The sequence below is a fragment of the Chitinolyticbacter meiyuanensis genome, assembly GCF_008033135.1.
Taxonomy (GTDB): domain Bacteria; phylum Pseudomonadota; class Gammaproteobacteria; order Burkholderiales; family Chitinibacteraceae; genus Chitinolyticbacter; species Chitinolyticbacter meiyuanensis.
In genome coordinates this window covers 3,112,216-3,134,932 of sequence record NZ_CP041335.1, presented here as the reverse complement: position 1 = coordinate 3,134,932, position 22,717 = coordinate 3,112,216, and the positions used below count along the sequence as shown (strand labels likewise).

At 62.6% G+C, this 22,717-nt stretch carries 23 protein-coding genes, 2 tRNA genes and 1 pseudogene; 18 read left to right on the top strand and 8 right to left on the bottom strand.

All coding sequences use genetic code 11. The annotated features are described in order from the left end of the window. Positions 1-73 precede the first annotated feature (73 nt). Both FLM21_RS14850 and FLM21_RS14845 read left to right on the top strand, forming a co-directional pair. Positions 74-361 (top strand): annotated as a pseudogene (locus FLM21_RS14850) (DUF3579 domain-containing protein); the annotation flags it as partial. Between the two features lie 159 nt (positions 362-520). Beyond that, on the top strand, positions 521-1,261 hold the full coding sequence (locus FLM21_RS14845) for a beta-ketoacyl-ACP reductase (protein ID WP_148716317.1): 741 nt from the start codon (positions 521-523) through the stop codon (positions 1,259-1,261). A 78-nt stretch (positions 1,262-1,339) separates the two neighbouring features. On the opposite strand, the gene FLM21_RS14840 is transcribed toward FLM21_RS14845, so the two are convergent. Both FLM21_RS14840 and FLM21_RS14835 read right to left on the bottom strand, forming a co-directional pair. Next, positions 1,340-2,620 carry a L,D-transpeptidase family protein gene (locus FLM21_RS14840; protein ID WP_148716316.1) on the bottom strand — a complete coding sequence of 427 codons (1,281 nt, stop codon included), beginning with the start codon at positions 2,618-2,620 and terminating at the stop codon, positions 1,340-1,342. Between the two features lies 1 nt (position 2,621). Then, complete coding sequence (locus tag FLM21_RS14835) at positions 2,622-3,662, bottom strand: L,D-transpeptidase Cds6 family protein (RefSeq protein ID WP_222846707.1); 1,041 nt, start codon at positions 3,660-3,662, stop codon at positions 2,622-2,624. A gap of 85 nt (positions 3,663-3,747) precedes the next feature. Between FLM21_RS14835 and FLM21_RS14830 the strand changes: the two genes are divergently transcribed. Next, the gene (locus FLM21_RS14830; protein ID WP_148716315.1) at positions 3,748-4,095 is read left to right on the top strand and encodes a DMT family protein; all 348 of its coding nucleotides are present in this window, start codon (positions 3,748-3,750) and stop codon (positions 4,093-4,095) included. A gap of 6 nt (positions 4,096-4,101) precedes the next feature. On the opposite strand, the gene FLM21_RS14825 is transcribed toward FLM21_RS14830, so the two are convergent. The 3 genes from FLM21_RS14825 to FLM21_RS14815 all read right to left on the bottom strand — a co-directional run bounded on the left by FLM21_RS14825 (position 4,102) and on the right by FLM21_RS14815 (position 6,707). Further along, positions 4,102-5,139 carry an aldo/keto reductase gene (locus FLM21_RS14825; RefSeq protein WP_148716314.1) on the bottom strand — a complete coding sequence of 346 codons (1,038 nt, stop codon included), beginning with the start codon at positions 5,137-5,139 and terminating at the stop codon, positions 4,102-4,104. Positions 5,140-5,155: 16 nt separating this feature from the next. Then, positions 5,156-6,109 carry a TraB/GumN family protein gene (locus tag FLM21_RS14820; RefSeq protein ID WP_187359921.1) on the bottom strand — a complete coding sequence of 318 codons (954 nt, stop codon included), beginning with the start codon at positions 6,107-6,109 and terminating at the stop codon, positions 5,156-5,158. A 76-nt stretch (positions 6,110-6,185) separates the two neighbouring features. After that, positions 6,186-6,707 carry a hypothetical protein gene (locus FLM21_RS14815; RefSeq protein ID WP_148716312.1) on the bottom strand — a complete coding sequence of 174 codons (522 nt, stop codon included), beginning with the start codon at positions 6,705-6,707 and terminating at the stop codon, positions 6,186-6,188. A 138-nt stretch (positions 6,708-6,845) separates the two neighbouring features. Between FLM21_RS14815 and FLM21_RS14810 the strand changes: the two genes are divergently transcribed. Further along, positions 6,846-7,268, top strand: a complete 423-nt coding sequence (locus FLM21_RS14810; RefSeq protein WP_148716311.1) for a hypothetical protein — start codon at positions 6,846-6,848, stop codon at positions 7,266-7,268. Here the strand turns inward: FLM21_RS14810 and FLM21_RS14805 are convergent, their stop codons facing one another. After that, positions 7,269-7,592, bottom strand: a complete 324-nt coding sequence (locus FLM21_RS14805; RefSeq protein ID WP_148716310.1) for an STAS domain-containing protein — start codon at positions 7,590-7,592, stop codon at positions 7,269-7,271. 109 nt (positions 7,593-7,701) lie between these two features. Beyond that, a complete protein-coding gene (locus FLM21_RS14800; protein WP_148716309.1) occupies positions 7,702-8,370 on the bottom strand; it encodes an SOS response-associated peptidase in 669 nt (222 codons plus the stop codon). Between the two features lie 136 nt (positions 8,371-8,506). Here FLM21_RS14800 and FLM21_RS14795 point away from each other — a divergent pair, with 136 nt between their 5' ends. The 10 genes from FLM21_RS14795 to FLM21_RS14750 all read left to right on the top strand — a co-directional run bounded on the left by FLM21_RS14795 (position 8,507) and on the right by FLM21_RS14750 (position 17,983). After that, the gene (locus FLM21_RS14795) at positions 8,507-8,851 is read left to right on the top strand and encodes a hypothetical protein (RefSeq protein WP_148716308.1); all 345 of its coding nucleotides are present in this window, start codon (positions 8,507-8,509) and stop codon (positions 8,849-8,851) included. Positions 8,852-9,143: 292 nt separating this feature from the next. Next, positions 9,144-10,451: a trigger factor gene (gene tig / locus FLM21_RS14790; protein WP_148716307.1), complete on the top strand. Its 1,308-nt coding sequence runs from the start codon at positions 9,144-9,146 to the stop codon at positions 10,449-10,451. A gap of 22 nt (positions 10,452-10,473) precedes the next feature. Further along, complete coding sequence (gene clpP, locus FLM21_RS14785) at positions 10,474-11,100, top strand: ATP-dependent Clp endopeptidase proteolytic subunit ClpP (protein WP_148716306.1); 627 nt, start codon at positions 10,474-10,476, stop codon at positions 11,098-11,100. Positions 11,101-11,183: 83 nt separating this feature from the next. Next, positions 11,184-12,458, top strand: a complete 1,275-nt coding sequence (gene clpX / locus FLM21_RS14780; RefSeq protein WP_148716305.1) for an ATP-dependent Clp protease ATP-binding subunit ClpX — start codon at positions 11,184-11,186, stop codon at positions 12,456-12,458. 168 nt (positions 12,459-12,626) lie between these two features. Further along, complete coding sequence (gene lon, locus FLM21_RS14775) at positions 12,627-15,053, top strand: endopeptidase La (RefSeq protein ID WP_148716304.1); 2,427 nt, start codon at positions 12,627-12,629, stop codon at positions 15,051-15,053. A gap of 83 nt (positions 15,054-15,136) precedes the next feature. Next, positions 15,137-15,409 (top strand): HU family DNA-binding protein, encoded by a 273-nt coding sequence (locus FLM21_RS14770; protein ID WP_148716303.1) that lies wholly within the window; start codon positions 15,137-15,139, stop codon positions 15,407-15,409. 41 nt (positions 15,410-15,450) lie between these two features. After that, positions 15,451-15,527: transfer RNA gene (locus FLM21_RS14765), tRNA-Val, on the top strand. Positions 15,528-15,606: 79 nt separating this feature from the next. Continuing rightward, positions 15,607-15,683, top strand: a tRNA-Asp gene (locus tag FLM21_RS14760). 139 nt (positions 15,684-15,822) lie between these two features. After that, positions 15,823-17,658: a SurA N-terminal domain-containing protein gene (locus FLM21_RS14755; RefSeq protein ID WP_148716302.1), complete on the top strand. Its 1,836-nt coding sequence runs from the start codon at positions 15,823-15,825 to the stop codon at positions 17,656-17,658. Positions 17,659-17,803: 145 nt separating this feature from the next. Then, entirely contained in the window at positions 17,804-17,983 is a 180-nt protein-coding gene (locus FLM21_RS14750) for a hypothetical protein (protein ID WP_148716301.1), read from the top strand. Between the two features lies 1 nt (position 17,984). Here the strand turns inward: FLM21_RS14750 and FLM21_RS14745 are convergent, their stop codons facing one another. After that, positions 17,985-18,779, bottom strand: a complete 795-nt coding sequence (locus tag FLM21_RS14745; RefSeq protein WP_148716300.1) for an enoyl-CoA hydratase-related protein — start codon at positions 18,777-18,779, stop codon at positions 17,985-17,987. A gap of 123 nt (positions 18,780-18,902) precedes the next feature. Here FLM21_RS14745 and FLM21_RS14740 point away from each other — a divergent pair, with 123 nt between their 5' ends. The 4 genes from FLM21_RS14740 (at position 18,903) to FLM21_RS14725 (ending at position 22,717) form a co-directional block, all read left to right on the top strand. Further along, entirely contained in the window at positions 18,903-19,727 is an 825-nt protein-coding gene (locus FLM21_RS14740) for a dienelactone hydrolase family protein (protein ID WP_148716299.1), read from the top strand. Positions 19,728-19,824: 97 nt separating this feature from the next. Then, on the top strand, positions 19,825-20,727 hold the full coding sequence (locus FLM21_RS14735; protein ID WP_148716298.1) for a D-hexose-6-phosphate mutarotase: 903 nt from the start codon (positions 19,825-19,827) through the stop codon (positions 20,725-20,727). Between the two features lie 87 nt (positions 20,728-20,814). Beyond that, positions 20,815-22,338 (top strand): 4-hydroxy-3-polyprenylbenzoate decarboxylase, encoded by a 1,524-nt coding sequence (ubiD, locus tag FLM21_RS14730; protein WP_148716297.1) that lies wholly within the window; start codon positions 20,815-20,817, stop codon positions 22,336-22,338. Between the two features lie 4 nt (positions 22,339-22,342). Next, positions 22,343-22,717, top strand: a complete 375-nt coding sequence (locus FLM21_RS14725) for a DnaJ family domain-containing protein (protein WP_148716296.1) — start codon at positions 22,343-22,345, stop codon at positions 22,715-22,717.

The window sequence follows — 22,717 nt, the reverse complement described above, 5'->3', positions numbered from 1 at the left end:
CGGTGCAACAGGGCCGGTGTTATAATCTCGGCGTGTTTGTAACCGGGACACCTGCTCAGGCCGCGTCGTTGTCATGATCTGCAACCCATACGAAATCATCATCCAGGGTCTCACCAGCAACGGACGCGTGTTCCGCCCCAGCGACTGGGCTGAGCGCCTTTCGGGCATTCTGTCCACCTTCGGTTTCGACCAGAAACTGTCCTACGCACCCTATGTGCGCCCCATCCTGATGGACAACGTGCGCTGCGTCGCTGTCGACAAGCAACTCGAGCAGATCGATCCGCGGGTCTTCGCTTTCCTGATGGCGTTTGCCCGCGACAACGACTTGCAGGTCGTTGATTGCCGTACGCTGATCGAACAGAACCTCCCGCCGATTTCCTGATTTAGCTGATATTGCGATCGCGCTGCCGGATATCTGTTGCCGTGCAGCAATGGTTGCTGCGTCGCACAATCCCTCCTATTCTTACAGCGATTCCGACGTTGCGCGGTGCAATGTCGGGCTAGTTTGGGGATAGGAAACATGCGACTGAAGAACAAAGTGGCCATCATCACCGGAGCGGCCAGCGGCATCGGTCATGCCACCGCCCTCAAGTTTGCCGCCGAAGGCGCGCGCGTTGTCGTCTGTGACGTGAACCGCGAAGGCGTGGACAAGGTGGTGTCCGAGATCGTCGCCGCAGGGGCCGAGGCGGCAGGCTTTATCGTTGACGTGACCAACAAGGCGCAGATCGCCGAGATGGTCGATGGCGTGAAGGCGAACTTCGGCCGTATCGACGTGCTGGTAAACAATGCCGGCATCGTTGCCGATGCGCAGTTCTACAAGATGACCGACGAGCAGTTCGACCGCGTCATCGACATCAATCTCAAGGGCGTCTACAACTGCGCGCGGGCCGTGGTCGACACCATGATCGAGCAGGGCGGCGGCGTGATCCTCAATGCGTCCTCGGTGGTCGGTCTCTACGGCAACTTCGGCCAAACCAATTATGCGGCGGCCAAGTTCGGCGTGATCGGCTTCGTCAAGACCTGGGCCAAGGAGTTGGGCAAGAAGGGCATCCGCGCCAATGCGGTCTGCCCGGGTTTCGTGGCCACACCCATCCTCAAGGCGATGCCGGAGAAGGTGATCAGCGCGATGGAAGAACGCGTGCCGATGCGCCGCCTGGCTCAGCCGGAGGAGATTGCCAATGTCTATGCCTTCCTCGCCAGCGACGAGGCCAGTTACATCAATGGCGCGGCGATCGAAGTGACTGGCGGCCTCTCGCTCTGAGTGTCCATCTGTCACCACAAACAAACAGCCCCGCATCGCGGGGCTGTTTGTTTGTGGAATAGGTAGATAGGCGCAAACTCAACCGGACCGGGCTGCACCTTCCCAGTGAATCTTCCACTCGCCACCGTCGGGGCGCCAGTAGAGGCGCTTGCGCATCTGGCTGTGCTGGTTTTCGCTGCGGTAGTTCTGGTTGAAGGTGGCCACCCACATCGGTCGCTCTGCGCCGGTAACGAACACGCTGATGTCGTCGAGCGCGATCTCGCTCGGCGCCTTGCCAGCATTGACTTGGCGTTTCTGCTGGCGCCAGCCGTCGAGATCATGGCCCTCGGCGCTGCGGAATTCGGCATCGTAGAAGCCCAGATAGCGCTCGGTGTCGCGTTCCTGCCAGGCCGTGCGCCAGTGCTCCAGCGTGGCAAGGGCGGCATCGTGCCGCGCCTGCCAGGCGTCGCGGCTCAGCCATTCGACCTGCGCCACGTTGACGACCGGCGTCTCACCCGGCGTCAGCCATTGCGCGAGCTTCAGCATATCTTCGTTGGTCAGGACCACGCAGCCGTTGGAGGCCAGGGGGGCACGGGCGTAGGTGTCGGCTGGGCTGCCGTGCAGCCAGATGCCGGACCCGGTGCGGCCTTCCCGCCGATCGAGCTCATTGGGGTAGGAGATCGGCCAGGCGCCCACGCCGTAGAGGTCAGCGTAGTTGCCGTAGATCTTGTCCAGCTGCGGCCGGGTCATATGGCTTGTGACGAAGTACACGCCGAGCGGCGTGCGCTGATCGCCTTCCTTGAGCTTGTCGGTGCCAAGCTTGCCGACGGTGACATAGAAGTCGGTGACGCGGCGCGGTATGCCGTTATCGTTGGCGAACAGATAGATGCGCGACGTTTCGGCGTCGACCAGCACTGCGTGCTTCTGTCGTGGCGACAGCACCAGCAATTGTGCCGGCAATCGATCGGTCGGCGGCGGTTCAACTTGGCGCAGTAGCCGGACCTGGGCTTCCCGCCGCAGGTCGTCCAGTCGATCAGTCGGACCGGCTGCGCCACCGCCCAAGCTGGCGAGCGGTGCTGCGCGCATGGCGTAGAGGTCGGCGGAAACCAGATGCGCCAAGCGATAGTTCGGTTCCTTGACCAACAGTGCATCCACGGTGGCGCGGGCATCGGCCATGCGGCCGGCGCGTACCGCGTCGATGGCGGAGACGATCATCTGCTCGGGCGAGCCATCGGTGACGATGCCGGGTGCGTCGAAGGCCGAGACATGCGGCGGCTGCCACGGCGGCGTCAGCCGCGGCTGTGCCGCCGGGGTGAAGAACACCAGCAGCACGAAGCACAGCAGCAGCCTTGCCCAGGGGAGTACGCGTTTGATCGCCAATTTAGATGCGCTCCTCCACGATCAGCCAGCGGCTGCCGCTCTTTTCCAGCACCAGCGTCTTGCCGGTGTTGCTGGAGAGGCGGTCGGATTTGTAGCTCTGGCGGAAACGCACGATGGCACGATCATCGCCTTCCAGTGTCACCTTGATGGCGCTCAGGCGCACCGAGATCGACTTGGGCCCGGTCACGCGCGGCTTGCGCTCGGCGGCCCAGGCGGCGGTGGCGAATTTCTTCGAATAGGCACTAACGTAGCGGTCGAAGTCCTGGCTGGACCAGGCATCGGCCCAGGCTTCCACTGCACGAGTAGCCGCCTGCACGGCGCGATCGTTGCCCGTTTCGACCGGTGTCGGTTGCGGTGTGGGCACTGCAGTTGGCAATGGTGTCGGCGCCAGCGTCGGCTTGGCGGTTGGCTGCGGTGTCGGCGCAGGCTTGGGCGGCTGCGTCGGCGCTGCGGCGCGGGTAGGCACTGCGGTGGGCTTGGCAATCGGCGCGAGGGTGGGGCGGGCGCTTGCCACCACCGGCGGGCGCACCGGCGCGATGGCGCTGCCGCTGAACAGCTCACGTACCAGCGTCAGCTTGGTCGCCACCTGACGATTCTGGCCTTCGATCTGCAAGGCCTTGTCGTAGGCTTGCGAGGCCATCCGGGCATAAAGATCACCCAGGTTCTCATGGGCGATGGCGTAGCTTGGATTCGTTTGGATTGACAGTTGCAACGCCGCACGCGCCTTGTCCAGCTGGTTCTGTTGCGCGTACAGCACCGCGAGGTTGTTGTACGGCTCGGGCAGTTGCGGGTAATCCTCGGACAGGCTGGTGAAGGCCTTGATCGCATCATTGGTGCGGCCGAGTTCGGCCAGGGCCAGCGCACGCAGGAAGCGCACCTGGGCGTCCTTGGGGGATTTGGCGAGGAAACGATCCGCGCGCTCGACAGCGGCGTTGAAGTCGCGTTCCTGTACCAGATGACGGATGTCGTCGGTTTCACCCGCGTGGACGAAGCCGCTCAGCAACAGCGGCAGGACGAGGTGCCAGGTACCGCGAAAACTCATAGACAGGAATCCCAAATGCGATGCCGACCGATGTCGGTTCTGCGTAAACTGCCGAATTCTAGCAAACCCTGATCCGATCCGTGCCATGAACCTACCGCCCAGTCTTGCAGCGCCGCTATTGCTGGTCGCATCCAATGTTTTCATGACCATTGCATGGTACGGCCACCTCAAGCATATGAACAGCAAGCCGTGGTGGGCGGCCGCGTTGTTGTCCTGGGGGATCGCGCTGTTTGAATACCTGCTGCAGGTACCGGCCAACCGGCTGGGCTACACAGTGTATTCGCTGGCGCAGCTCAAGATCATGCAGGAGGTGATCACGCTGGCGGTGTTCATGCCGTTCGCGATGTTCTACATGAACCAGCCGTTCAAGCTCGACTACCTGTGGGCGGGCTTGTGCCTGGTGGGCGCGGTCTACTTCATGTTCCGCGCCTGACCAGGATCACAGCGCGGGGTTGGGGCAGCGGGCGTGGATAGCCTCGATGCCCTGCTGCAGCGCTTCGGACAGCACGATGTCGCTGCTGCCGATATTCTCTTCGAGCTGCGCCAGTGTGGTGGCGCCGATGATGGTGGAGGCGACGTACCAGCGGCGCTGCACCCAGGCCAATGCCAATTGCGCCGGTGTGAGGCCATGCTCGCGCGCCAGCGCGGCGTATGCCGCGATTGCCGTTTCAACATACGGCTTGCGATAGCGCACGCCGAACTGCGGAAAGCGCGTCATCCGGCCGTCGGCCGCGGCATCGTCCTGATACTTGGCGCTGAGCAGGCCGAAGGCGAGCGGGCTATACGCCATCAGCGCCACCTGTTCCCGATGGCAGACCTCGGTGAGGCCGTGCTCGAAGCCGCGGTTGAGCAGGTTGAACACGTTCTGGATGGTGACTGGCCGAGGCAGGTCATGCTCACGCGCCAGCCGCAGGAATTCCATCACGCCCCACGGGGTTTCATTGGATAGGCCCACGTAGCGGACCTTGCCGGATCGCACCAGCGGTTCCAGCGCCTCGAGCTGCTCGTAGACGCTGGGCACGACGTCCGGCTCCTTGGCCGGATCGAAGTAGGTGTCGCCGAACATCGGTACGTGCCGCGCTGGCCAGTGCAGCTGGTAGAGGTCGATGTAATCGGTGCGCAACCGCTGCAGCGAGGCGTCGCAGGCGGCGACGATCTGCTCGGCGGTGAACTGCGGCCCGCCGCGCATCCAGGGCATGCCGCGCTGCGGGCCGGATACCTTGGTGGCAAGCACCAGCTGGTCACGCGCCTGCTTCGCCAGCCAGCTGCCAACCAGCATTTCGGTCCGGCCCTGGGTCTCGGCCTTGGCGGGGACCGGGTACATCTCGGCCGTGTCGATGAAGTTGATGCCCGACGCCACGGCCCGATCCAGCTGGGCATGGGCTTCGGCTTCGCTGTTCTGCTCGCCGAATGTCATGGTGCCGAGGCACAGGCTCGATACCCGAAGATCGGAGGCGGGAAGCAGGCGGTATTGCATGGTCGGCTCCGCGGCGTTACTTGGTCGACTTGGTGGGCAGGTCGAACGGGGTGAGGGTGTAGCCGGCATCGCGCAGTTTTTGCACCAGCCCATTCTTGCCGGGCAGATGCAGCGCGCCGACGGCGAAGAAGGCATTGCCTTTCGGCAGTACTTTGGCAATGCGCTCGGCCATCACGGCGTTGCGATCGTCGATCAGGGTCTTTTGCATCCAGCGGGCGAAATAGGCCTGATCCTTGGCCGGGAGCGCCTTGAACGACGGATCGCGCCTGGGGTCGGCAAGCGCCTGCATGGCGGGGTAGTCACGCGCCACATAGAGCTTGATCAGCGCTTCGTGCTGGCTGGCAAGTTGTGCCTGTTCGTCGATCAGCGACTTGAGCAGAGTCAGCTGCTTGTCTTCCGGCATCTCGGCGAACACGGCGATCTGCTCGGCCACCGACTCGATGCCGTCGTATTCCTTGCCGCCTTCCACCGCTTCCTTGGTCAGCTTCAGGTCCAGCGGTAGCTGGCCGGTGGGGTGCGTGGGGGTGCTGAGGAACATCGATGCTGCCCAGGGCTTGAAGCGGCGCACTGCGGCTTCCGGGTACTGGCGTTGCTCCAGGGCCGCGACCAGGCGCTGGTAGTGCGCGGCGTCGAGCTTGTCGGCAAGGCTCTCGCCCTCCGGCAACAGCACGGCCTTGGCGATTTCCATGAAGGCGCCGAAATCCAGCCGGGTCTCGGTGGCAACGCGCTGGGCGCTGGAAAAGGCCTCCTGTACCGCTGGCGACAACGTCGTCACCTTGGGGTCTGCCACATGGATGGTGCCGAACAGCCATGAGGGCGCCATGCCAGCCTTGTCGATGCGCCACAGGTGCGACGGCGGGAAGGCGGCTGCCTTGTCGGCGGCCAGGCTCTGGCTCGCCGGGGCGAGCAGGGTCAAGGCGGCAAGGCCGCCCAGCAAAGGGCGGGCGAAACGGCTTAGGCAGGACAGCATGGCTTCTCCGGGTGGCCTGTGATCAGAAGCCACGCAGTATAGCGAGCCGGGGAGGCCCGTGGGGAAGCGCTGCGGCTCAGAAGCCGGCGAGGGTCTTGACGGCCTGCAGATACTGCTCTGCATGCTCGCCGCCGCGCCTTGACTCCCGCAGCGCCACGCTCCAGCGCGCGATCACCGATTTGAGCCGTGCCGGATCGCTGGCACGTTCGATGTCCGCCAGCAGCGGCTGCGCCATCACGCCGAGAAATTCGCGGGCGCTGCTGGCCATGATGTCCTTGATCTCGGTGAACAGCATGGGGTCGACGACGCTGGCCGCCGGTGGGGTGTCCGCTCGTGGCGCATCGGCCACCGTTGCGCCGACAGGCAGGGCCTGCTGGCCGTCACCGATATACCCTTGGGCCGCCAGATCCTGCAGTGCGGGTAGCACGGGTAGTCCTGGCACCGCGGCGGCGAGCCGCGCCACTGATTTGCTGCCGTCGACCAGGATCAGCACTTGGCGCAGCCGCGCAGGCAAGCCGTGGGCGCGATCGCTGATCTCGCGAACGCCCTTGTCGGTCTTGCTGAACACCACGTCGAGGAATGCGGGGGCAATGTCCATGGCTGCACATCCTGCCGGCCGAGAAGGCGCGTAAGTTAGCAATCGAACATTGCAGTCTCATTGCATATTGGCGGTTTTCAGCTGTCGTGGCGTAGGGTGATTCACCTATCATGGCCAGAAAAACAAGGAGGGGAAGGGATGAAGCTCTGGAGCATTGGATGGGTGCTGGCACTGCTTGGCGCATTGGTCCACGCCGTAGAACCGGCGGACTATGTGGGCGATTATTGGGCTTCGCTCGGCTACGACCGGCACAGCTACGCGTTGATCATCGATGCCATCGAGCAGGAATCTGCCAAGGATTTCGTGGCGAGTGGTCGCTTCGGTGTGAGTTGCAAGGGGCTGTCCCCGGTCACGGTGAAGGGGCGCAAGGAAGGCAACGTCTGGCGCGTGAGCTTCGACTACCGTGATCTGGGGCGGGGGGAGTTCAGCGGCGTACCCAAGGGGCGCATCGCTGGCGAATGGATAGGCACCCACGGCAAGGGGCAGTTCACGTTATTGCGCGGTGGACTCTACGCCACCTGCCCGGAGCTGAAGCGCGAACCCGAAGACATCAAGCCCTGATCAGCTTGCGCTGGCCGTTTCCGGATTGCCGCGGAACAACGGCAGCAGGTGCATGATGTCGAGCACGGCATGCGCGGTGTTGCTGCAGGCAACCAACTGTACCGGGCGTGGCTTGACGCGCTCGCGCAACATCATCAGCTGCCCGAGTGCCGCGGTATCAAGAAACGACACCTCGCCCAGATCCAGCGTGATGGGGTGATGGCCGGGGGTGTCCGAGGCGAGATAGGCGGCGCGGCGAAATTCGGCGTCATCGCTATAGGTGAATTCACCCTTCACCGTGATGCAGAATTGGCCGTTGGCTTTGATGTGGCTGGCGATGGACATGGATACCCCGGAAGGCAGGATGCTTGCCGCCGCATTATCGTTTTCTGATAAAAATTAAGCAAGCAAGCAGAAAGCTTTCTTTGCTGGGGTTGAGTCTTTAGCTGATGCGCTAGAACAGCATCTGTTGCTGTTCCCGTTGCTGTTGGCGAGGGAGCGGGGCGGCGAAAGCCGTCATCTGCTCGACGGGGTAGGGCCGCAGGTGGTGTCGGGCCGCCTCAGCGTCGCGGCAGCGCAACCACGCCTGCCAAGCGCTGGCTGGCACGATCACCAGAGAACGCTTTTCTTCCTCGGGCGGATGGAAACGGCGCATCAGCGGGTGCGTGTTGGCATTGATGGTGAGCTGGGTAAACGAGTATCCGATGCTGCCATCACGCTCGCTCCAGCTGCGCCAAAGCCCTGCCACGGCGAATGGCGCGTCATCGGCGAGCCCGATCTGCCAGCGCTCGGCCTTGCCCGATTCGTAGTTCGGTTCGAAAAAGCCCTGCATCGGAACCAGGCAGTATTGCCCTATCCGCCAGGCACTACGGTAAGCCGGGCGTTCCGCCAACGTTTCGCTACGGGCATTCATGGTGCTATAGGGCTTGCGCCCATTCGGAAGATGGCGGCGCGGCACCATGCCATAGCTGCCGACAATGGCCTGCGGGCCGTTGCCGACATCCACGATGATGGGCACAGCATGGTCCTGCCAAGCCTCGGCGGCCCAATCATGATCGGGTGGCAGCACGCCGAAGTGCTCGGTGAGCTGATATCGCGAAGGAGGCAGGAAGTTGACGCACATGGCACGCTCGGGTGGAGACGCGATTGTAGGGGAATGCAGCCTGGCGCATGGTGTTGCGAAAAGTGAACGATTGTTCTGGACAGAAAATCAGGCTTGCGCCATGATTTAGAACATTCGTTCTGTTGGAGTGTAGGCCATGCGGTTCAGATTGTCCGAAGCAGCGCAGACACAACGTGCGCAACTCGCCGTGCCTTATTGGTTGCTCGAGCAATTGCTCCAGTCGCAACTGAAAGCCGCATCACGGCTGTTTGCCGCGCGCGAACTCCGCACCTTGCCCCAGGCTCGGCATGCAGAGGCCGCGCGCTGGTTGGGCCTCTATGTTTGTAGCGATGGCCAGGGCACGATCACCCACATTGGGCAGATGCGGCACCGCTTGGCTTGTTCGGCGCAGACCGCGGGTCAGCTTGCCGATGTGGTAGCGGTCAGCCCGACCAGCAGTGTTCAGCCGCGGACCTCGCTGCGTGCCATGATGGTCAACTGACCGATTTCTGGTTGGATAGGCAGGGCGATGGCGACCTTTTCCGGTCTGCGTTTGTCGGGCCGCTGCGGAGCGGGCAGTTGGCCTTTGCCGGAGCCTTCAGTTATTCTCTATGGCTTGCCGTCATTCCGGCAGGGGCAAGCACGACAGCGAAGTTGCGCAAGGCGCAAGGTTCGCCGTCGCCATCCAATCCCCACCGGTCCCGACCTCAAACCAACCGCCTTGCCTGCGGGCCATGGCCCCGGCAAGCGCCGCAGCCGCTGCGGATTTCATTCAGTGTGAAGGACGAATAACGATGCAAACCCAACTGGAAACCCTGAGCGGCCTCGAGCGCCGCCTCAGCTTTTCGATTCCGCGCGAAGAAGTCAGCAAGAAGGTCGATGCACGCCTGAAGCAGGTCGCCAAGCAGGCCAAGATCGCGGGTTTCCGCCCGGGCAAGGCGCCGCTGAACGTCGTGGCGCAGCAACACGGTTTCCGCGTGCAGGAAGAAGTGCTGGGTGAAACCGTCGAGCGCTCCTTTGGTCAGGCTGTGCAGGAACAACAATTGCAAGTGGCAGGTTTCCCGCGCTTCGAGCCGAAGGAAGCCGCTGCCGAAGGCAATTTCGAATTCGTCGCCACCTTCGAGGTCTACCCGGAAGTGAAGCTGGGTGACATCTCCGGCGTCGAGATCGAGAAGCCGGCGCTGACCGTTGGCGACGACGAAGTGTCGAAGACCGTCGAAATCCTGCGCAAGCAACGCACCCGTTTCGAGCGTGTCGAGCGTGCCGCACAGGATGAAGATCGTGTCATCATCGACTTCAAAGGCACCATTGATGGCGAAGCCTTCCAGGGCGGCACGGCTGAGAACTATGCCTTCCTGCTGGGCAAGGGCCAAATGCTGGCCGACTTCGAAGCCGGCATCCGCGGCATGAAGGAAGACGAGACCAAGGACGTCAACGTCACCTTCCCTGAGGACTACCAAGGCAAGGATGTGGCGGGCAAGACCGCTGTCTTCGCCATCACCGTCAAGAACGTAGCCGAGCCGAAGCTGCCAGAGGTGGACGAGGCCTTTGCCAAGGCCCTGGGCATTGCCGATGGCGATGTGGCCAAGATGCGCGACGAGGTGAAGAAGAACCTGGAGCGCGAAGTGCGCCTGCGCTTGAAGGGGCGCGCCAAGGAAAGCGTGATGAGCGCGCTGATCGCCGCTGCACCGATCGAGCTGCCGCGCTCGCTCGTCGGTTTCGAGATCGGTCGCCTCGTCGAGCAAGCCCAGGGTGACTTGAAAGCCCGCGGCATCGATCCCAAGTTGGTACCGTTCTCGCCGGCGATGTTCGAAGAGCAAGCTAAGCGTCGCGTGCACCTGGGTCTGGTGCTGGCCGAGCTGGTCAAGCAGAACCAGCTGGAAGCCAAGCCCGAGCAAGTGAAGGCCATCATCGAAGATCTGGCCGAGAACTACGAAGATCCGACGGACGTCGTGAAGTGGTACTACGAGAAGCGCGAGCGTCTCGCTGGCCCGGAATCGATGGCGTTGGAAGACAATGTGGTCGAGTTTGTGCTGGGTAAGGCCAAGCCGGTGGAAAAGGCCGTGTCCTTCGACGAGCTCATGGGCCAGCAACAAGGCTAATGCCGCTACACAGGAACTGAACATGCAACGATCGGAATTCGACCCGCAAAACCTCGGTTACATCCCCATGGTGATCGAGCAGAGCGGACGGGGCGAGCGCGCCTACGACATCTACTCGCGCCTGCTGAAGGAGCGGGTCGTCTTCCTGGTCGGCCCCGTCAATGACGTGACCGCCAATCTGGTCGTTGCCCAGCTCCTGTTCCTGGAAAGTGAAAATCCGGATAAGGACATTCACTTCTATATCAACTCGCCGGGCGGCTCGGTGACTGCCGGCATGGCAATCTACGACACCATGCAGTTCATCAAGCCGGATGTCTCGACGCTGTGCGTGGGCATGGCGGCGTCGATGGGTGCCTTTCTGCTGTCGGGGGGCGCCAAGGGCAAACGCTTTGCACTGCCGCACTCGCGCATCATGATCCACCAGCCGCTGATCGGCGGTCTGGCTGGCCAGGCGTCGGACATCGAGATCCATGCCCGCGAGCTGCTGAAGACCAAGCGCCAACTCAACGAGCTGCTGGCCAAGCACACCGGTCAGAGCCTGGAAGTGATCGAGCGCGATACTGATCGCGACAACTTCCTCGCAGCCGACGAAGCCAAGAGCTACGGCCTCGTCGACGAAGTGGTGACTTCGCGCATTCCCCAGGCCTGATTGGCCAGCGCTCCGTTCCGCGCCGCCAGCGACGCGCTGGCGGCTTTTGCATTTGTTAACGCCTCATCACGGGGCAGATGGCCATGACCGACAAATCCAACGAAAAACTGTTGTATTGCTCGTTTTGCGGCAAGAGCCAGCACGAAGTGAACAAGCTGATCGCTGGCCCGCAGGTATTCATCTGCAACGAGTGCATCGAGCTGTGCACCGATATCCTCAAGGACGAGGCCACCCAGCTCCCCACTGCCGAGGCTCAGACGCCCGGCGGCAAGAAGTTGCCCAAGCCGACCGAGATCCGCGAGGTGCTCGATCAGTACGTGATCGGCCAGGAGCGTGCCAAGAAGATCCTCGCCGTGGCGGTGTACAACCACTACAAGCGGCTGGCGACCAAGGGCCAGAAGATCGGTGGCGATGTTGAGCTCTCCAAGTCCAACATCCTGTTGATCGGGCCGACCGGCTCGGGCAAGACATTGCTCGCGCAGACGCTGGCAAAGATGATCGACGTGCCCTTCGTCATCGCCGATGCCACCACGCTGACCGAGGCCGGCTACGTTGGCGAGGATGTCGAGCACATCATCGCCAAGTTGTTGCAGCAGTGCGATTACGACGTCGAGAAGGCTCAGCGTGGCATCGTCTACATCGACGAGATCGACAAGATCGCCCGCAAGTCCGAGAACCCGTCGATCACCCGTGATGTGTCTGGTGAAGGCGTGCAGCAGGCACTGCTGAAGCTGATCGAAGGCACTATCGCATCGGTGCCGCCGCATGGCGGGCGCAAGCATCCCAACCACGAGATGCCGCAGGTCGATACCACCAATATCCTGTTCATCGTCGGTGGCGCATTCGAGGGGCTGGACAAGATCATCCGCAACCGTTCGGTGAAGGGGGGCATTGGCTTTGGCGCCGAAGTGCAGGCCAAGGACGACAAGAGCAGCGTTGGCAAGATGCTGCACCAGGTCGAGCCGGATGACCTGATCCGCTTCGGTTTGATTCCCGAATTCGTCGGTCGCGTGCCAGTGATTGCCACGCTCGACGAACTCGACGAGGCGGCACTGATCTCGATCCTGACCGAGCCGAAGAACTCGCTGGTCAAGCAATACCAGAAGTTGTTCGAGCTGGAGAATGTCGAGCTGGAAGTGACGGCCGATGCGTTGGCGGCGGCGGCCAAGAAGGCAATGGATCGCAAGACCGGCGCGCGTGGTCTGCGCTCCATCCTGGAATCGGCCCTGCTCGACACCATGTACGAGCTGCCGGCACTGGAAGGCGTAGCCCGCGTCGTGGTCGGCCCGGAAACCATCATCGACAACCAGCAGCCGCAACGCGTGCTGGCCGAGCCGGACCAGAGCGCCGCTGCCTGATCCGCCAGGCGTCTGAAACGTGCCGCCCGCCATCGTGCGGGCGGCATCGCTTTGTGGTGTGGCCGGAATGTCGACATCGTCGGCGTTGAATTTCCGCGGTGCAGACCACATCATTGCTGAGACGCTGCCCTGTGCCGCGTCCGCACCCCAACCCACCAGGTCCTCCCTATGTCCGAATCCCAAGTTCTGCCCAACGAGCCTGCTCGTTTCCCGATGTTGCCGCTGCGGGACGTAGTGGTGTTCCCGCACATGGTGATTCCCCTGTTTGTTGGTCGTCCCAAGTCCATCCGCGCGCTCGAGGCGGCGATGGAAGAGGGGCGGCATATCCTGCTCGTCGCGCAAAAGAATGCGCAGAAGGACGAGCCCAGCATGGCCGACATCTACCCGGTCGGGACGGTGGCCACCGTGCTGCAGCTACTCAAGTTGCCAGACGGCACTGTGAAGGTGCTGGTCGAAGGCGTGCAGCGCGCCACCGTGCATGCGCTGCTCGACGAAGAGGGTTATCTGCGCGCCGACGCACTGCCGCATGATCCGAACGAGGATGCCGGTGCTGAGGCCGAGGCAATGCGTCGCGCCCTGCTCAGCCAGTTCGACCAGTACGTGAAGCTGAACAAGAAGATCCCGCCGGAAATCCTCACTTCATTGTCCGGTATCGAGTCGGCCGGCCGGCTTGCCGATACCATCGCCGCGCATCTGCCGCTCAAGCTCGAGCAAAAGCAGGCCGTGCTGGAAATGGAAGACGTGCGCCGGCGCATGGAGCATCTGCTCAAGCAGCTGGAGACCGAGCTCGACATCCTGCAGGTGGAAAAGCGCATCCGTGGCCGTGTAAAGCGGCAGATGGAGAAGAGCCAGCGCGAGTACTACCTCAACGAACAGGTCAAGGCGATCCAGAAGGAGCTGGGCGAGATCGACGAGAACGCCGAGCTTGACGATCTGGAAAAGCGCCTCAAGGCTGCTGGCATGAGCAAGGAAGCGCGCGAGAAGGCCGAGGGCGAGCTCAAGAAGCTGCGCATGATGAGCCCGATGAGTGCCGAAGCCACCGTGGTGCGCAACTACATCGATACATTGATCGGCCTGCCGTGGAAGAAGAAGTCCAAGATCAGCAAGGATCTCACCGAGGCGGAAGCCGTGCTCGACGCCGATCACTACGGCCTCGACAAGATCAAGGAGCGTATCGTCGAGTATCTGGCGGTGCAGGGCCGGGTCGATAAGCTCAAAGCCCCCATCCTCTGCCTCGTCGGCCCTCCCGGGGTTGGCAAGACCAGTTTGGGTGAGTCGATCGCCCGTGCCACCAACCGCAAGTTCGTGCGGATGGCGCTTGGCGGCGTGCGTGACGAGGCAGAAATCCGCGGCCATCGTCGCACCTATATCGGCTCCATGCCGGGCAAGATCCTGCAGAGCATGACCAAGGTCGGCGTGAAGAACCCGCTGTTCCTGCTGGACGAGGTCGACAAGATGGGCGCCGATTTTCGCGGCGATCCAAGCTCGGCCCTGCTCGAGGTGCTCGATCCCGAACAGAATCATGCGTTCAGCGATCACTACCTGGAGGTCGACTACGATCTGTCGGACGTGATGTTCGTCGCCACGGCCAATTCGCTCAACATCCCGGCGCCGTTGCTGGACCGGATGGAGATCATCCGGCTGTCGGGCTACACCGAGGACGAGAAGGTCAACATCGCGCTCAAGTATCTCGTGCCCAAGCAGATGAAGAACAATGGCGTGGCCGAGGGTGAGCTTGTCATCAGCGAAGCTGCGGTACGGGACATCGTCCGCTACTACACCCGCGAAGCCGGCGTACGTAGCCTCGATCGCGAAGTGGCCAAGATCTGCCGCAAGGTGGTGAAGAACCTGATGCTGAAGCCGTCTGATAAGAAGCTCACCGTCACACCGAAGAATCTCGACAAGTATCTGGGTGTGCGTCGCTATGAGTATGGCGTGGCCGAGCAGCAGAACCAGGTTGGCCAGGTCACCGGCTTGGCCTGGACCGAAGTCGGCGGCGAGTTGCTGACTATCGAGGCGGTGAAGCTGCCGGGCAAGGGCAAGATGATCCAGACCGGCCAACTGGGCGAAGTGATGCAGGAATCGATTCAGGCGGCACTGTCAGTGGTGCGCTCGCGTGCCGAGCAGCTCGGTATCGATCCGGCGTTCTATGAGAAGAACGACATTCACATCCACTTGCCGGAAGGCGCCACACCCAAGGATGGCCCATCCGCGGGCATCGCCATTGCGACGGCGGTTACGTCCATCCTCACCGGCATCCCGGTGCGCTGCGATGTCGCCATGACTGGTGAAATCACGCTGCGCGGCGAAGTGCTGTCCATCGGTGGCCTCAAGGAGAAGCTGCTCGCGGCGCACCGCGGCGGCATCAAGCACGTGCTGATTCCAGACGGTAACGTCAAGGATCTTGCTGAAATTCCGGACAACGTGAAACGTGGGCTCACCATCCATTCGGTCAAATGGTTTGACCAGGTACTGGGGCACGCGCTGGAACGCCAGCCGGAACCCGTCGCCAAGGGGGAAGCTGGTGAGGCCGTTGCCGCGCAAACCCCGGTGGATGCTGGTGCCGAAACAGCAACACCACCGACCAAGCATTAGTTGACACGGTTTTTTGCCGCTTGCTATAAAGCTCTGGCAATCGGCCGACCGGACCTATCCAACCAGAACCAAAGGGGACGTAAGTGAACAAATCCGAACTCATCGACGCTATTGCCGAATCCGCTGGCCTGTCGAAGGCTGCCGCAGGCAAGGCGCTGGACGCCACCATCGAAGCCGTATCCGCCGCGCTGAAGAAGGGTGACGAAGTGACGCTGGTTGGCTTCGGCACTTTCTACGTTGCCGAACGCGAAGCCCGCAACGGCCGTAATCCACGCACTGGCGAAACCATCAAGATCGATGCCGCCAAGCAGCCGAAATTCAGGGCTGGCAAATCCCTGAAAGATGCAGTACAATGATTGTCTTTCGTCGCTGAGGTAACGAAGCGACGAGGACAAGAGGGTGGTTAGCTCAGTTGGTTAGAGCGCCTGCTTCACACGCAGGAGGTCGGTGGTTCGAATCCACTACTACCCACCACAGTGCTTCAGCAAGAATTCAGCGCAACGAAAACAAGTTGCAAACCACTGAAAAGCTGCTAGAATCGCTGTCTCTCAACGGAGCGGTAGTTCAGTTGGTTAGAATACCGGCCTGTCACGCCGGGGGTCGCGGGTTCGAGCCCCGTCCGCTCCGCCAGCTTTGTCAAAAACGCCAAGCAGCAATGCTTGGCGTTTTTGTTGTTGCGCCGCGCATCCGTGCCGACGGGCCAACACAGTCCGTGCGCCTTCTGGCATCATAGCTGCCGCCAAAATCGGATCGTGGAGCGGCTGTTTTCATGTTTGATATCGTTCAAAAAAATAAAACGCTGGTGCAGGTGGTGCTGGGCCTGGTTGCCTTGGGCCTGGTCGTGACTGCCGGTGTCACGGGTTACAGCGCGATGGGCGAAGACGGGGCCTATCTGGCCAAGGTCGGCAATCAGCGCATCACCGACTACGACATCGCCGAAGCGACTGGACGGCAGCCGATCTCGAACGAGATGAAGCCCATGGTGCTTGAGCAACTGGTACAGCAGAAGCTGGTGTTGGCCGCGGCCAACAATCTCAACCTCAATGCCAGCACCGCACAACTGCAGCAGGCCATTGCGCAGGTGCCCGCGTTCCAGGTCGATGGCAAGTTCGACGTGAAGCGTTATCAGGACATGCTGGCAGCACAGGGCATGTCGGTACCGCAATTCGAACAACGCGTCCGCGACAGCATCGTAGCGCGCTCGCTGCTCGGCGCTTATGCCGGTACCAACATCCTGTCGCAGACGGCGCTGACCCGCCTTGCCAAGCTGGTGGGCGAAACACGCGAAGTGCAGATCGCCACGCTGAAGGCCGAGGACTTCGTGGCCGGCACCGCCGTCAGCGCTGATGAGGTCAAGAAATACTACGACAGCCATCAGGCTGAATTCCGTGCGCCGGAGATGGTCAAGGTCGAGTACGTGGCGTTGTCGCGCCAAGCGATTGCAGATGCGCAGCAACTGAGCGACGCCGAAGTGCAGAAGTACTTCGACGACAACAAGAAGACCTTGGCCGGTGAGGAGCGCAAGGTTTCGCACATCCTGATCGAGGCAGCCAAAGACGCCAAGCCGGAGGTCAAGCAACAGGCAAAGGCGCAGGCCGAAAAGCTGGTGCAGGAACTGAAGGCCCAACCGGCCAAGTTCGCCGAGCTGGCCAAGCAGTATTCCAAGGATCCGGGTTCGGCTGACAACGGTGGCGATCTGGGCTGGGTGAACGCAGAGACCAATTTCGTCGAGCCGTTCAAGGTAGCCATGCTCAAGCTGCCGCAAGGCCAGATCAGTGAGCCGGTCGAGACCGATTACGGCTACCACATCATCCGGGTCGACGAGATCAAAGCCAAGTCGTTCGACGAACTCAAGCCGCAGATCACGGCACAGCTGAAGAGTGAGAAGGCGGACAAGCTGTACACGGATCAGGCCGCGCAGTTCGGCGAATTTGTCTATAACCACGCCGACAGCCTCAAGCCTGCTGCAGAGCAGTTCAAGCTGCAGATCCAGCAAAGCGGCTGGATCACCCGCCAGGGTGCGCAGGATCCGCAGCTGAACAACCCGAAGCTCGCCGAGGCCGCCTTCAGCGAAGACGTGCTCAAGGGCAAGCACAATTCGGAGCCGGTGGAAGTGGCGCCGGGCACGCTGGTTTCCGTGCGTGTGCTGGAGCACAAGCCTGCAGCCCAGACCCCGCTGGCTATCGTGACGCCGGACATCGAAGCCAAGCTCAAGCGCGAGAAGGCCGAGAAGGTTGCGGCGACTGAAGGGGCCAAGCAGTTGGCTGCGCTGCAGGCGGGCCAGACGCCAGCAGTGACCTGGGCCGAGCCCAAGACGCTGGGTCGCCTGGGTGAACCAGGCCTGGTGCCGGCAACGTTGCAATCGTTGTTCCATGCCGATGCCGCCAAGCTGCCGGCCTATGTCGGTGCGGCCCAACCCGGCGTGGGTTATGTGATCTACAAGGTGGTGGCGGCCAAGCCGGCACCAGCAATGGAAGGCGAGGCGGCCAAGCGCATGAGCCAGCAACTGGGACAGATGTATGGCCAGGTCGAAGTATCGAAGTACATCGAAGACTTGAAGAAGAGCATCAAGGTTGAGTACCGCAGCAAGCCGGCTACCGAGTAAGCTGCAATTTTTGTGACCAAAAAAGCGACAGCCAAGCTGTCGCTTTTTTTCATGGTGACGAACGGGATTGAATTTCCCCGGCACCCGGCCGATATTCGAGTTGTAAGTATTTAGCCCCGCAAGGGGCGCTCAGGGAGGGCTCACCATGCTGTACGTCTATGACATGTCCTCCGGCCCGATCGCAAAGCGGGCCCCTGCCGGAACAACCGCGCAACCGCAGCAAGCGACGATGCAACAGGCGGTTGTGCCGCGCCTGCTGACTGTTGCCGAAGCGCAATGGCAACAGCAGCAAACCCAGTCTCGGATGCCGCCGGTCTTACCATGAGTTAGTCACCGCCCGCCACCCAGCGTGGCGCTCGCCCTTGCACATGGGCGGCTACGCCTTCCCGGGCTTCAGGGCGGGTGCGCAGGTGGGCGATGCGGTGGGCAATGTCCGACAGCAGCGTGTCGTCGATCGGCCGATGCTCGATGACGGCCAGCAGTCGCTTTGCTGCGGCCATTGCCTGCGGCCCGTTGCGGGCCAGCTGGCTAAGCCAGCGATCGCGTTGCCGTGCCAGCCCAACTTCGTCCTCGACCACCTCATGCACCAGACCTAGCCGCTTGGCGATGGCGCATGGCAGTGTTTCCGCGGTCAGCACGTAGCGTCGCATCGCCGATCGGCCCAGTCTCGCCTGCAGGTAGGGTGCGGTGACGGCCGGGACGAGTCCGAAGCGGACTTCGGCGAGTTGAAAGTCGCTGTCCTGCCGGGCCACCACCAGATCGCAGCAGGCCACGATGCCCACGCCGATGCCAAGGACGCTGCCTTGCACACAGGCGATGGTCGGCATCGTCATGCGGTCGAGCAATTGCAGCAGGCGCGATAGCGCCAGCGCATCCTCGAAGTTGCGATGCTGGTCGGCCTCGGAAGCACGCAGCAGCCATTCGTAATCAAGGCCGGCACAGAAGTGGGCGCCGTCGGCCTGCAGCACCAAGGCACGCAGCCGGCCATTTTGTGCGAGCGCTGCCAGCATGGAGGTCAGCTCGGCGATCATCACATCGTTGAAGGCGTTGCTACGCTCGGCGCGTGCCAACGTGACGATGGCGACATCGTGCTGGATGTCACAGCGCAAGGTATCGCTCATGGTGTGCTGCCTTCTGCCCCGACTCCTACGATGTAGCCGAGCCAATGCGCACTGCCAAGCCCGCGTGTCTGTGCTGTGCTAAAGTGCGGCCTGCCCGTCGTTCAGTTTTCTCTGATCTTCCACATGCACTCCATACTCCGCTCCTGCTCCTGGGGGCTGTTGCTGCTGGTCAGCCTGTCCAGCCATGCCGAACCGGTCACCCTGGCCGGCCCGCGTGGCGCCACCTTGCGTGCCGAGTACTTCGCACCGCCGGATGGCGATGTGGCGGCACCAGCGGTGGTATTGCTGCATGGCTGCGAAGGCATGGTGCGGCGTGGCCAGCTTGGCCCACGCTATGCACATATGGCGGGGCTGTTCCAGGAGCTGGGCTATGCAGTGCTGATCCCGGACAGCTTTGGCAGCCGTGGCGTGCGCGAGCAGTGCACAGTCAGGCCGACACGGGAAAAGGTCACGGTGGCACGCCGTGCCGACGATGCGCAGTGGGCTGTGGCCTGGTTGCGCACGCGGGGCGAAGTCGATGCAGAGCGGATCGGCGTGGTCGGCTGGGCGCACGGCGGCGCTGCAGCCTTGGTGCTGGCCGGCCGGCAGACCGACGGGCTGGTGGTCGCCGCAGCCTTCTACCCCGGTTGCAGCGCCGCGCTCAAGGACAAGCGCTATCGCACCAAGGTCCCGACGCTGATGCTGAGTGGTGAATCGGACGATTGGAGCTTGATTGAGCCGTGCCGCGAGCTCGTCGAGCGCGAAGGCGAGGGCATGCTGCACTTGGTGGCCTATCCATTGACCTACCATGAGTTTGACGTGCCCGGTGGCGAGCTCAGGGTGCGCCGCGATGTACCGGCTGGCCGCTATCCCGGCCAGGGTGTCACGCTTGGTCCGAATCCGGAAGCTGCTGCCGACGCCTATCGTCGGCTGTTCAAGTGGTTCTCCCGCTGGCAAGGCCGCGACTGAGCCTGCTTTGCCCAGATTGTGTATCAGCCAGCGGGCACGTTAGGCTGTAAGCCATGATTTACAATACCGTTTTTGCCCTGCAACAAGGAGTTTTGCCGTGAGCCAGCTATCTGCATTCAATGCCCAACTGACCGAGGTGGCCGGTGTGTCCGTGGTCAACAGCAGCGAGCTCTACGGCGGTGATGGCGCCGGGCTGCCGCTGGTCGTGGTCGACAACGCCCTCGGCCGGGCCGTACTCGCGCTGCAGGGCGCGCACCTGATTTCCTTCGTGCCCAAGGGCGGCGTGGACCTGCTGTGGCTGTCGCCCAAGGCCGCGTTCAACCCCGGCAAGGCGGTGCGCGGCGGCATCCCGCTGTGTCTGCCGTGGTTCGGTGGCCATCCGGATGGCAAGCCGGCCCATGGCTTTGCCCGCAGCAACGACTGGCAACTGGTCAGCGCTGAGGCTCTGGCCGACGGTAGCACCCGGCTGACGCTGACGCTGGCGCCCACCGATGCCATTCGCGCGTTGTGGGAACACGATTTCGCCTACACGCTGACCGTGGCTGTGGGCAGCGCGTTGACGCTGGCGCTCGATTGCCAGCACAAGGGTAATGCCCCGATCAAGTTTGCCAGTGCCTTCCACACCTATTTTGCCGTGCCCAATGTGGCTACCGCCCGCATCGGCGGCCTGGATGGCAAGACCTACATCAACACCGTCGACGGCGCCAATACCCGCCATCAGCAGGATGGCGAATTGGTGCTGGAAGGCCCGACCGACCGCGTCTATCTCGATGTGCCGGCGGTGCAGACCATCGCCAACGAGCAGAACACCATCCGCATCGACAGCGACACCAAGAGCGCCGTGGTCTGGAATCCGTGGGATCACGCCGCCAAGATGGCTGACGTCGGCGAGGGCAACCATGCCGGCTTTGTCTGCGTCGAGCGTGGCGACGTGTTCGACAATGCGATCGAGCTCGCGCCGGGCGAAAGCTATCGCGTGTCGATGACGCTGTCGGCCTGATTCGGCCACGCCCTGCAACGCCCGCTCCGGCGGGCGTTTTCATTGAGGCCGCGTTAAACTGACGGCCTCATCCTTTTGCGAGCCGCGATGAAATACCGCGATCTGCGCGACTTCTGCGCACAACTGCAAACGCTGGGGGAGCTGAAGCACGTCAGCGTGCCGGTCTCCCCCCAACTGGAAATGACCGAGATCTGCGACCGTACGCTGCGGGCGCAAGGCCCGGCGATCTGGTTCAACAACGTTCCCGGTTACACGATGCCGGTGCTGGGCAACCTCTTTGGCACGCCGCGCCGGGTGGCACTGGGCATGGGCGCGCAAGAGGTGAGCGCGTTGCGCGAGATCGGCAAGACGCTGGCCTATCTCAAGGAGCCTGAACCGCCCCGCGGCTTCAAGGATGCCTGGGACAAGCTGCCGATGTTGAAGCAGGTGCTCTCCATGGCGCCCAAGGAAGTGAAGAAGGGCCTGGTGCAGCAGAACGTGATCGAAGGCCCGGATGTGGATCTGGCGACCATCCCGGTCCAGCACTGCTGGCCAGGCGATGTGGCGCCACTGATCACCTGGGGCTTGGTGGTCACGCGTGGCCCGAACAAGAAGCGGCAGAACCTGGGTATTTACCGCCAGCAGGTGATCGCCAAGAATCAGGTGATCATGCGCTGGCTGGCGCACCGCGGCGGCGCGCTCGATTTTCGCGAGCATGCCAAGCAAAACCCTGGCATGCCGTTCCCGATTGCCGTGGTGCTCGGTTGCGATCCGGCCACCATCCTCGGCGCGGTCACGCCGGTGCCCGATACGCTCTCCGAATACCAGTTCGCCGGGCTGTTGCGCGGCGGCAAGATCGAGCTGACCCGCTGTATCGGCAGCGATCTGCAGGTGCCGGCAACGGCTGAGCTCGTGCTGGAGGGCGTGATCCCATCGTGCGAGCCAGGCTTCAGCGGTGTCTCTGAGCACGGGGTACCCCTCAAGGATGTCGGGGGCTATCTGCATGCGCTGGAAGGGCCGTATGGCGACCATACCGGGTACTACAACGAGCAAGACTGGTTCCCTGTGTTCGAGATCCAGCGCATCACACACCGCGACGATCCGGTCTACCACAGCACCTATACCGGCAAGCCGCCGGATGAGCCGGCCATGCTCGGCGTGGCGCTGAACGAAGTATTCGTTCCCATCCTGCAAAAGCAATTTCCCGAGATCGTCGATTTCTACCTGCCGGCCGAAGGCTGCAGCTATCGCATGGCCATCATCTCGATCAGGAAGCAATATCCCGGCCACGCCAAGCGGGTGCTGTTCGGCGTCTGGTCCTTCCTGCGCCAGTTCATGTACACCAAGTACATCGTGGTGGTCGACGAGGATGTCGACACACGCAGCTGGCAAGAGGTGATCTGGGCGATTACCACGCGGATGGACCCGGTGCGCGATACGGTGCTGGTGGAGAACACGCCGATCGACTACCTCGATTTCGCCAGCCCCATCTCGGGCCTGGGCGGCAAGATGGGGCTTGATGCCACCAACAAGTGGCCCGGCGAAACGGACCGCGAGTGGGGTAGGGTGATCACCCGCGATGCCGCCGTGACGGCGCGCGTCGATGCGATCTGGCAGGAGTTGGGGCTGTAGCGCCATGTGGTGGATTGCCGAACTCGCCGAGCGCCGCATCGCCGAAGCCCAGCGCGACGGTGCCTTCGACAACCTGCCGGGTTTGGGCGCGCCGTTGCCTGACGATGGAATCGATGCGCTGGTGCCCGAGCACCAACGCCTCGCCTATCGGGTGCTGAAGAACAGCGGCTACCTGCCGCCGGAGCTGGAAAACCACCGCGATGCCGTCGAGTTGGCGCTGCTGCTGGCCACGGCGGAGGCCGCTGTCAGGCCAATGTTGCTGGAACGGCTGGCGCGGCTCAACCGCTTGCTCGAACACGGCGGCCATCACGCCCTGACCGTACCCGCTGACTATGCCGACAAGCTGGGCGAGTGCATCGCTGCCCGGCGCCAGCAATAG

What these genes read in the sequence shown, in the direction of transcription:
- FLM21_RS14845 (WP_148716317.1), top strand. Translation starts at nt 521, where the DNA reads ATGCGACTGAAGAACAAAGTGGCCATCATCACCGGAGCGGCCAGCGGC.
- FLM21_RS14835 (WP_222846707.1), bottom strand. Translation starts at nt 3,662, where the DNA reads ATGAGTTTTCGCGGTACCTGGCACCTCGTCCTGCCGCTGTTGCTGAGC.
- FLM21_RS14830 (WP_148716315.1), top strand. Translation starts at nt 3,748, where the DNA reads ATGAACCTACCGCCCAGTCTTGCAGCGCCGCTATTGCTGGTCGCATCC.
- FLM21_RS14825 (WP_148716314.1), bottom strand. Translation starts at nt 5,139, where the DNA reads ATGCAATACCGCCTGCTTCCCGCCTCCGATCTTCGGGTATCGAGCCTG.
- FLM21_RS14820 (WP_187359921.1), bottom strand. Translation starts at nt 6,109, where the DNA reads ATGCTGTCCTGCCTAAGCCGTTTCGCCCGCCCTTTGCTGGGCGGCCTT.
- FLM21_RS14815 (WP_148716312.1), bottom strand. Translation starts at nt 6,707, where the DNA reads ATGGACATTGCCCCCGCATTCCTCGACGTGGTGTTCAGCAAGACCGAC.
- FLM21_RS14810 (WP_148716311.1), top strand. Translation starts at nt 6,846, where the DNA reads ATGAAGCTCTGGAGCATTGGATGGGTGCTGGCACTGCTTGGCGCATTG.
- FLM21_RS14805 (WP_148716310.1), bottom strand. Translation starts at nt 7,592, where the DNA reads ATGTCCATCGCCAGCCACATCAAAGCCAACGGCCAATTCTGCATCACG.
- FLM21_RS14800 (WP_148716309.1), bottom strand. Translation starts at nt 8,370, where the DNA reads ATGTGCGTCAACTTCCTGCCTCCTTCGCGATATCAGCTCACCGAGCAC.
- FLM21_RS14795 (WP_148716308.1), top strand. Translation starts at nt 8,507, where the DNA reads ATGCGGTTCAGATTGTCCGAAGCAGCGCAGACACAACGTGCGCAACTC.
- tig (WP_148716307.1), top strand. Translation starts at nt 9,144, where the DNA reads ATGCAAACCCAACTGGAAACCCTGAGCGGCCTCGAGCGCCGCCTCAGC.
- clpP (WP_148716306.1), top strand. Translation starts at nt 10,474, where the DNA reads ATGCAACGATCGGAATTCGACCCGCAAAACCTCGGTTACATCCCCATG.
- clpX (WP_148716305.1), top strand. Translation starts at nt 11,184, where the DNA reads ATGACCGACAAATCCAACGAAAAACTGTTGTATTGCTCGTTTTGCGGC.
- lon (WP_148716304.1), top strand. Translation starts at nt 12,627, where the DNA reads ATGTCCGAATCCCAAGTTCTGCCCAACGAGCCTGCTCGTTTCCCGATG.
- FLM21_RS14755 (WP_148716302.1), top strand. Translation starts at nt 15,823, where the DNA reads ATGTTTGATATCGTTCAAAAAAATAAAACGCTGGTGCAGGTGGTGCTG.
- FLM21_RS14750 (WP_148716301.1), top strand. Translation starts at nt 17,804, where the DNA reads ATGCTGTACGTCTATGACATGTCCTCCGGCCCGATCGCAAAGCGGGCC.
- FLM21_RS14745 (WP_148716300.1), bottom strand. Translation starts at nt 18,779, where the DNA reads ATGAGCGATACCTTGCGCTGTGACATCCAGCACGATGTCGCCATCGTC.
- FLM21_RS14740 (WP_148716299.1), top strand. Translation starts at nt 18,903, where the DNA reads ATGCACTCCATACTCCGCTCCTGCTCCTGGGGGCTGTTGCTGCTGGTC.
- ubiD (WP_148716297.1), top strand. Translation starts at nt 20,815, where the DNA reads ATGAAATACCGCGATCTGCGCGACTTCTGCGCACAACTGCAAACGCTG.
- FLM21_RS14725 (WP_148716296.1), top strand. Translation starts at nt 22,343, where the DNA reads ATGTGGTGGATTGCCGAACTCGCCGAGCGCCGCATCGCCGAAGCCCAG.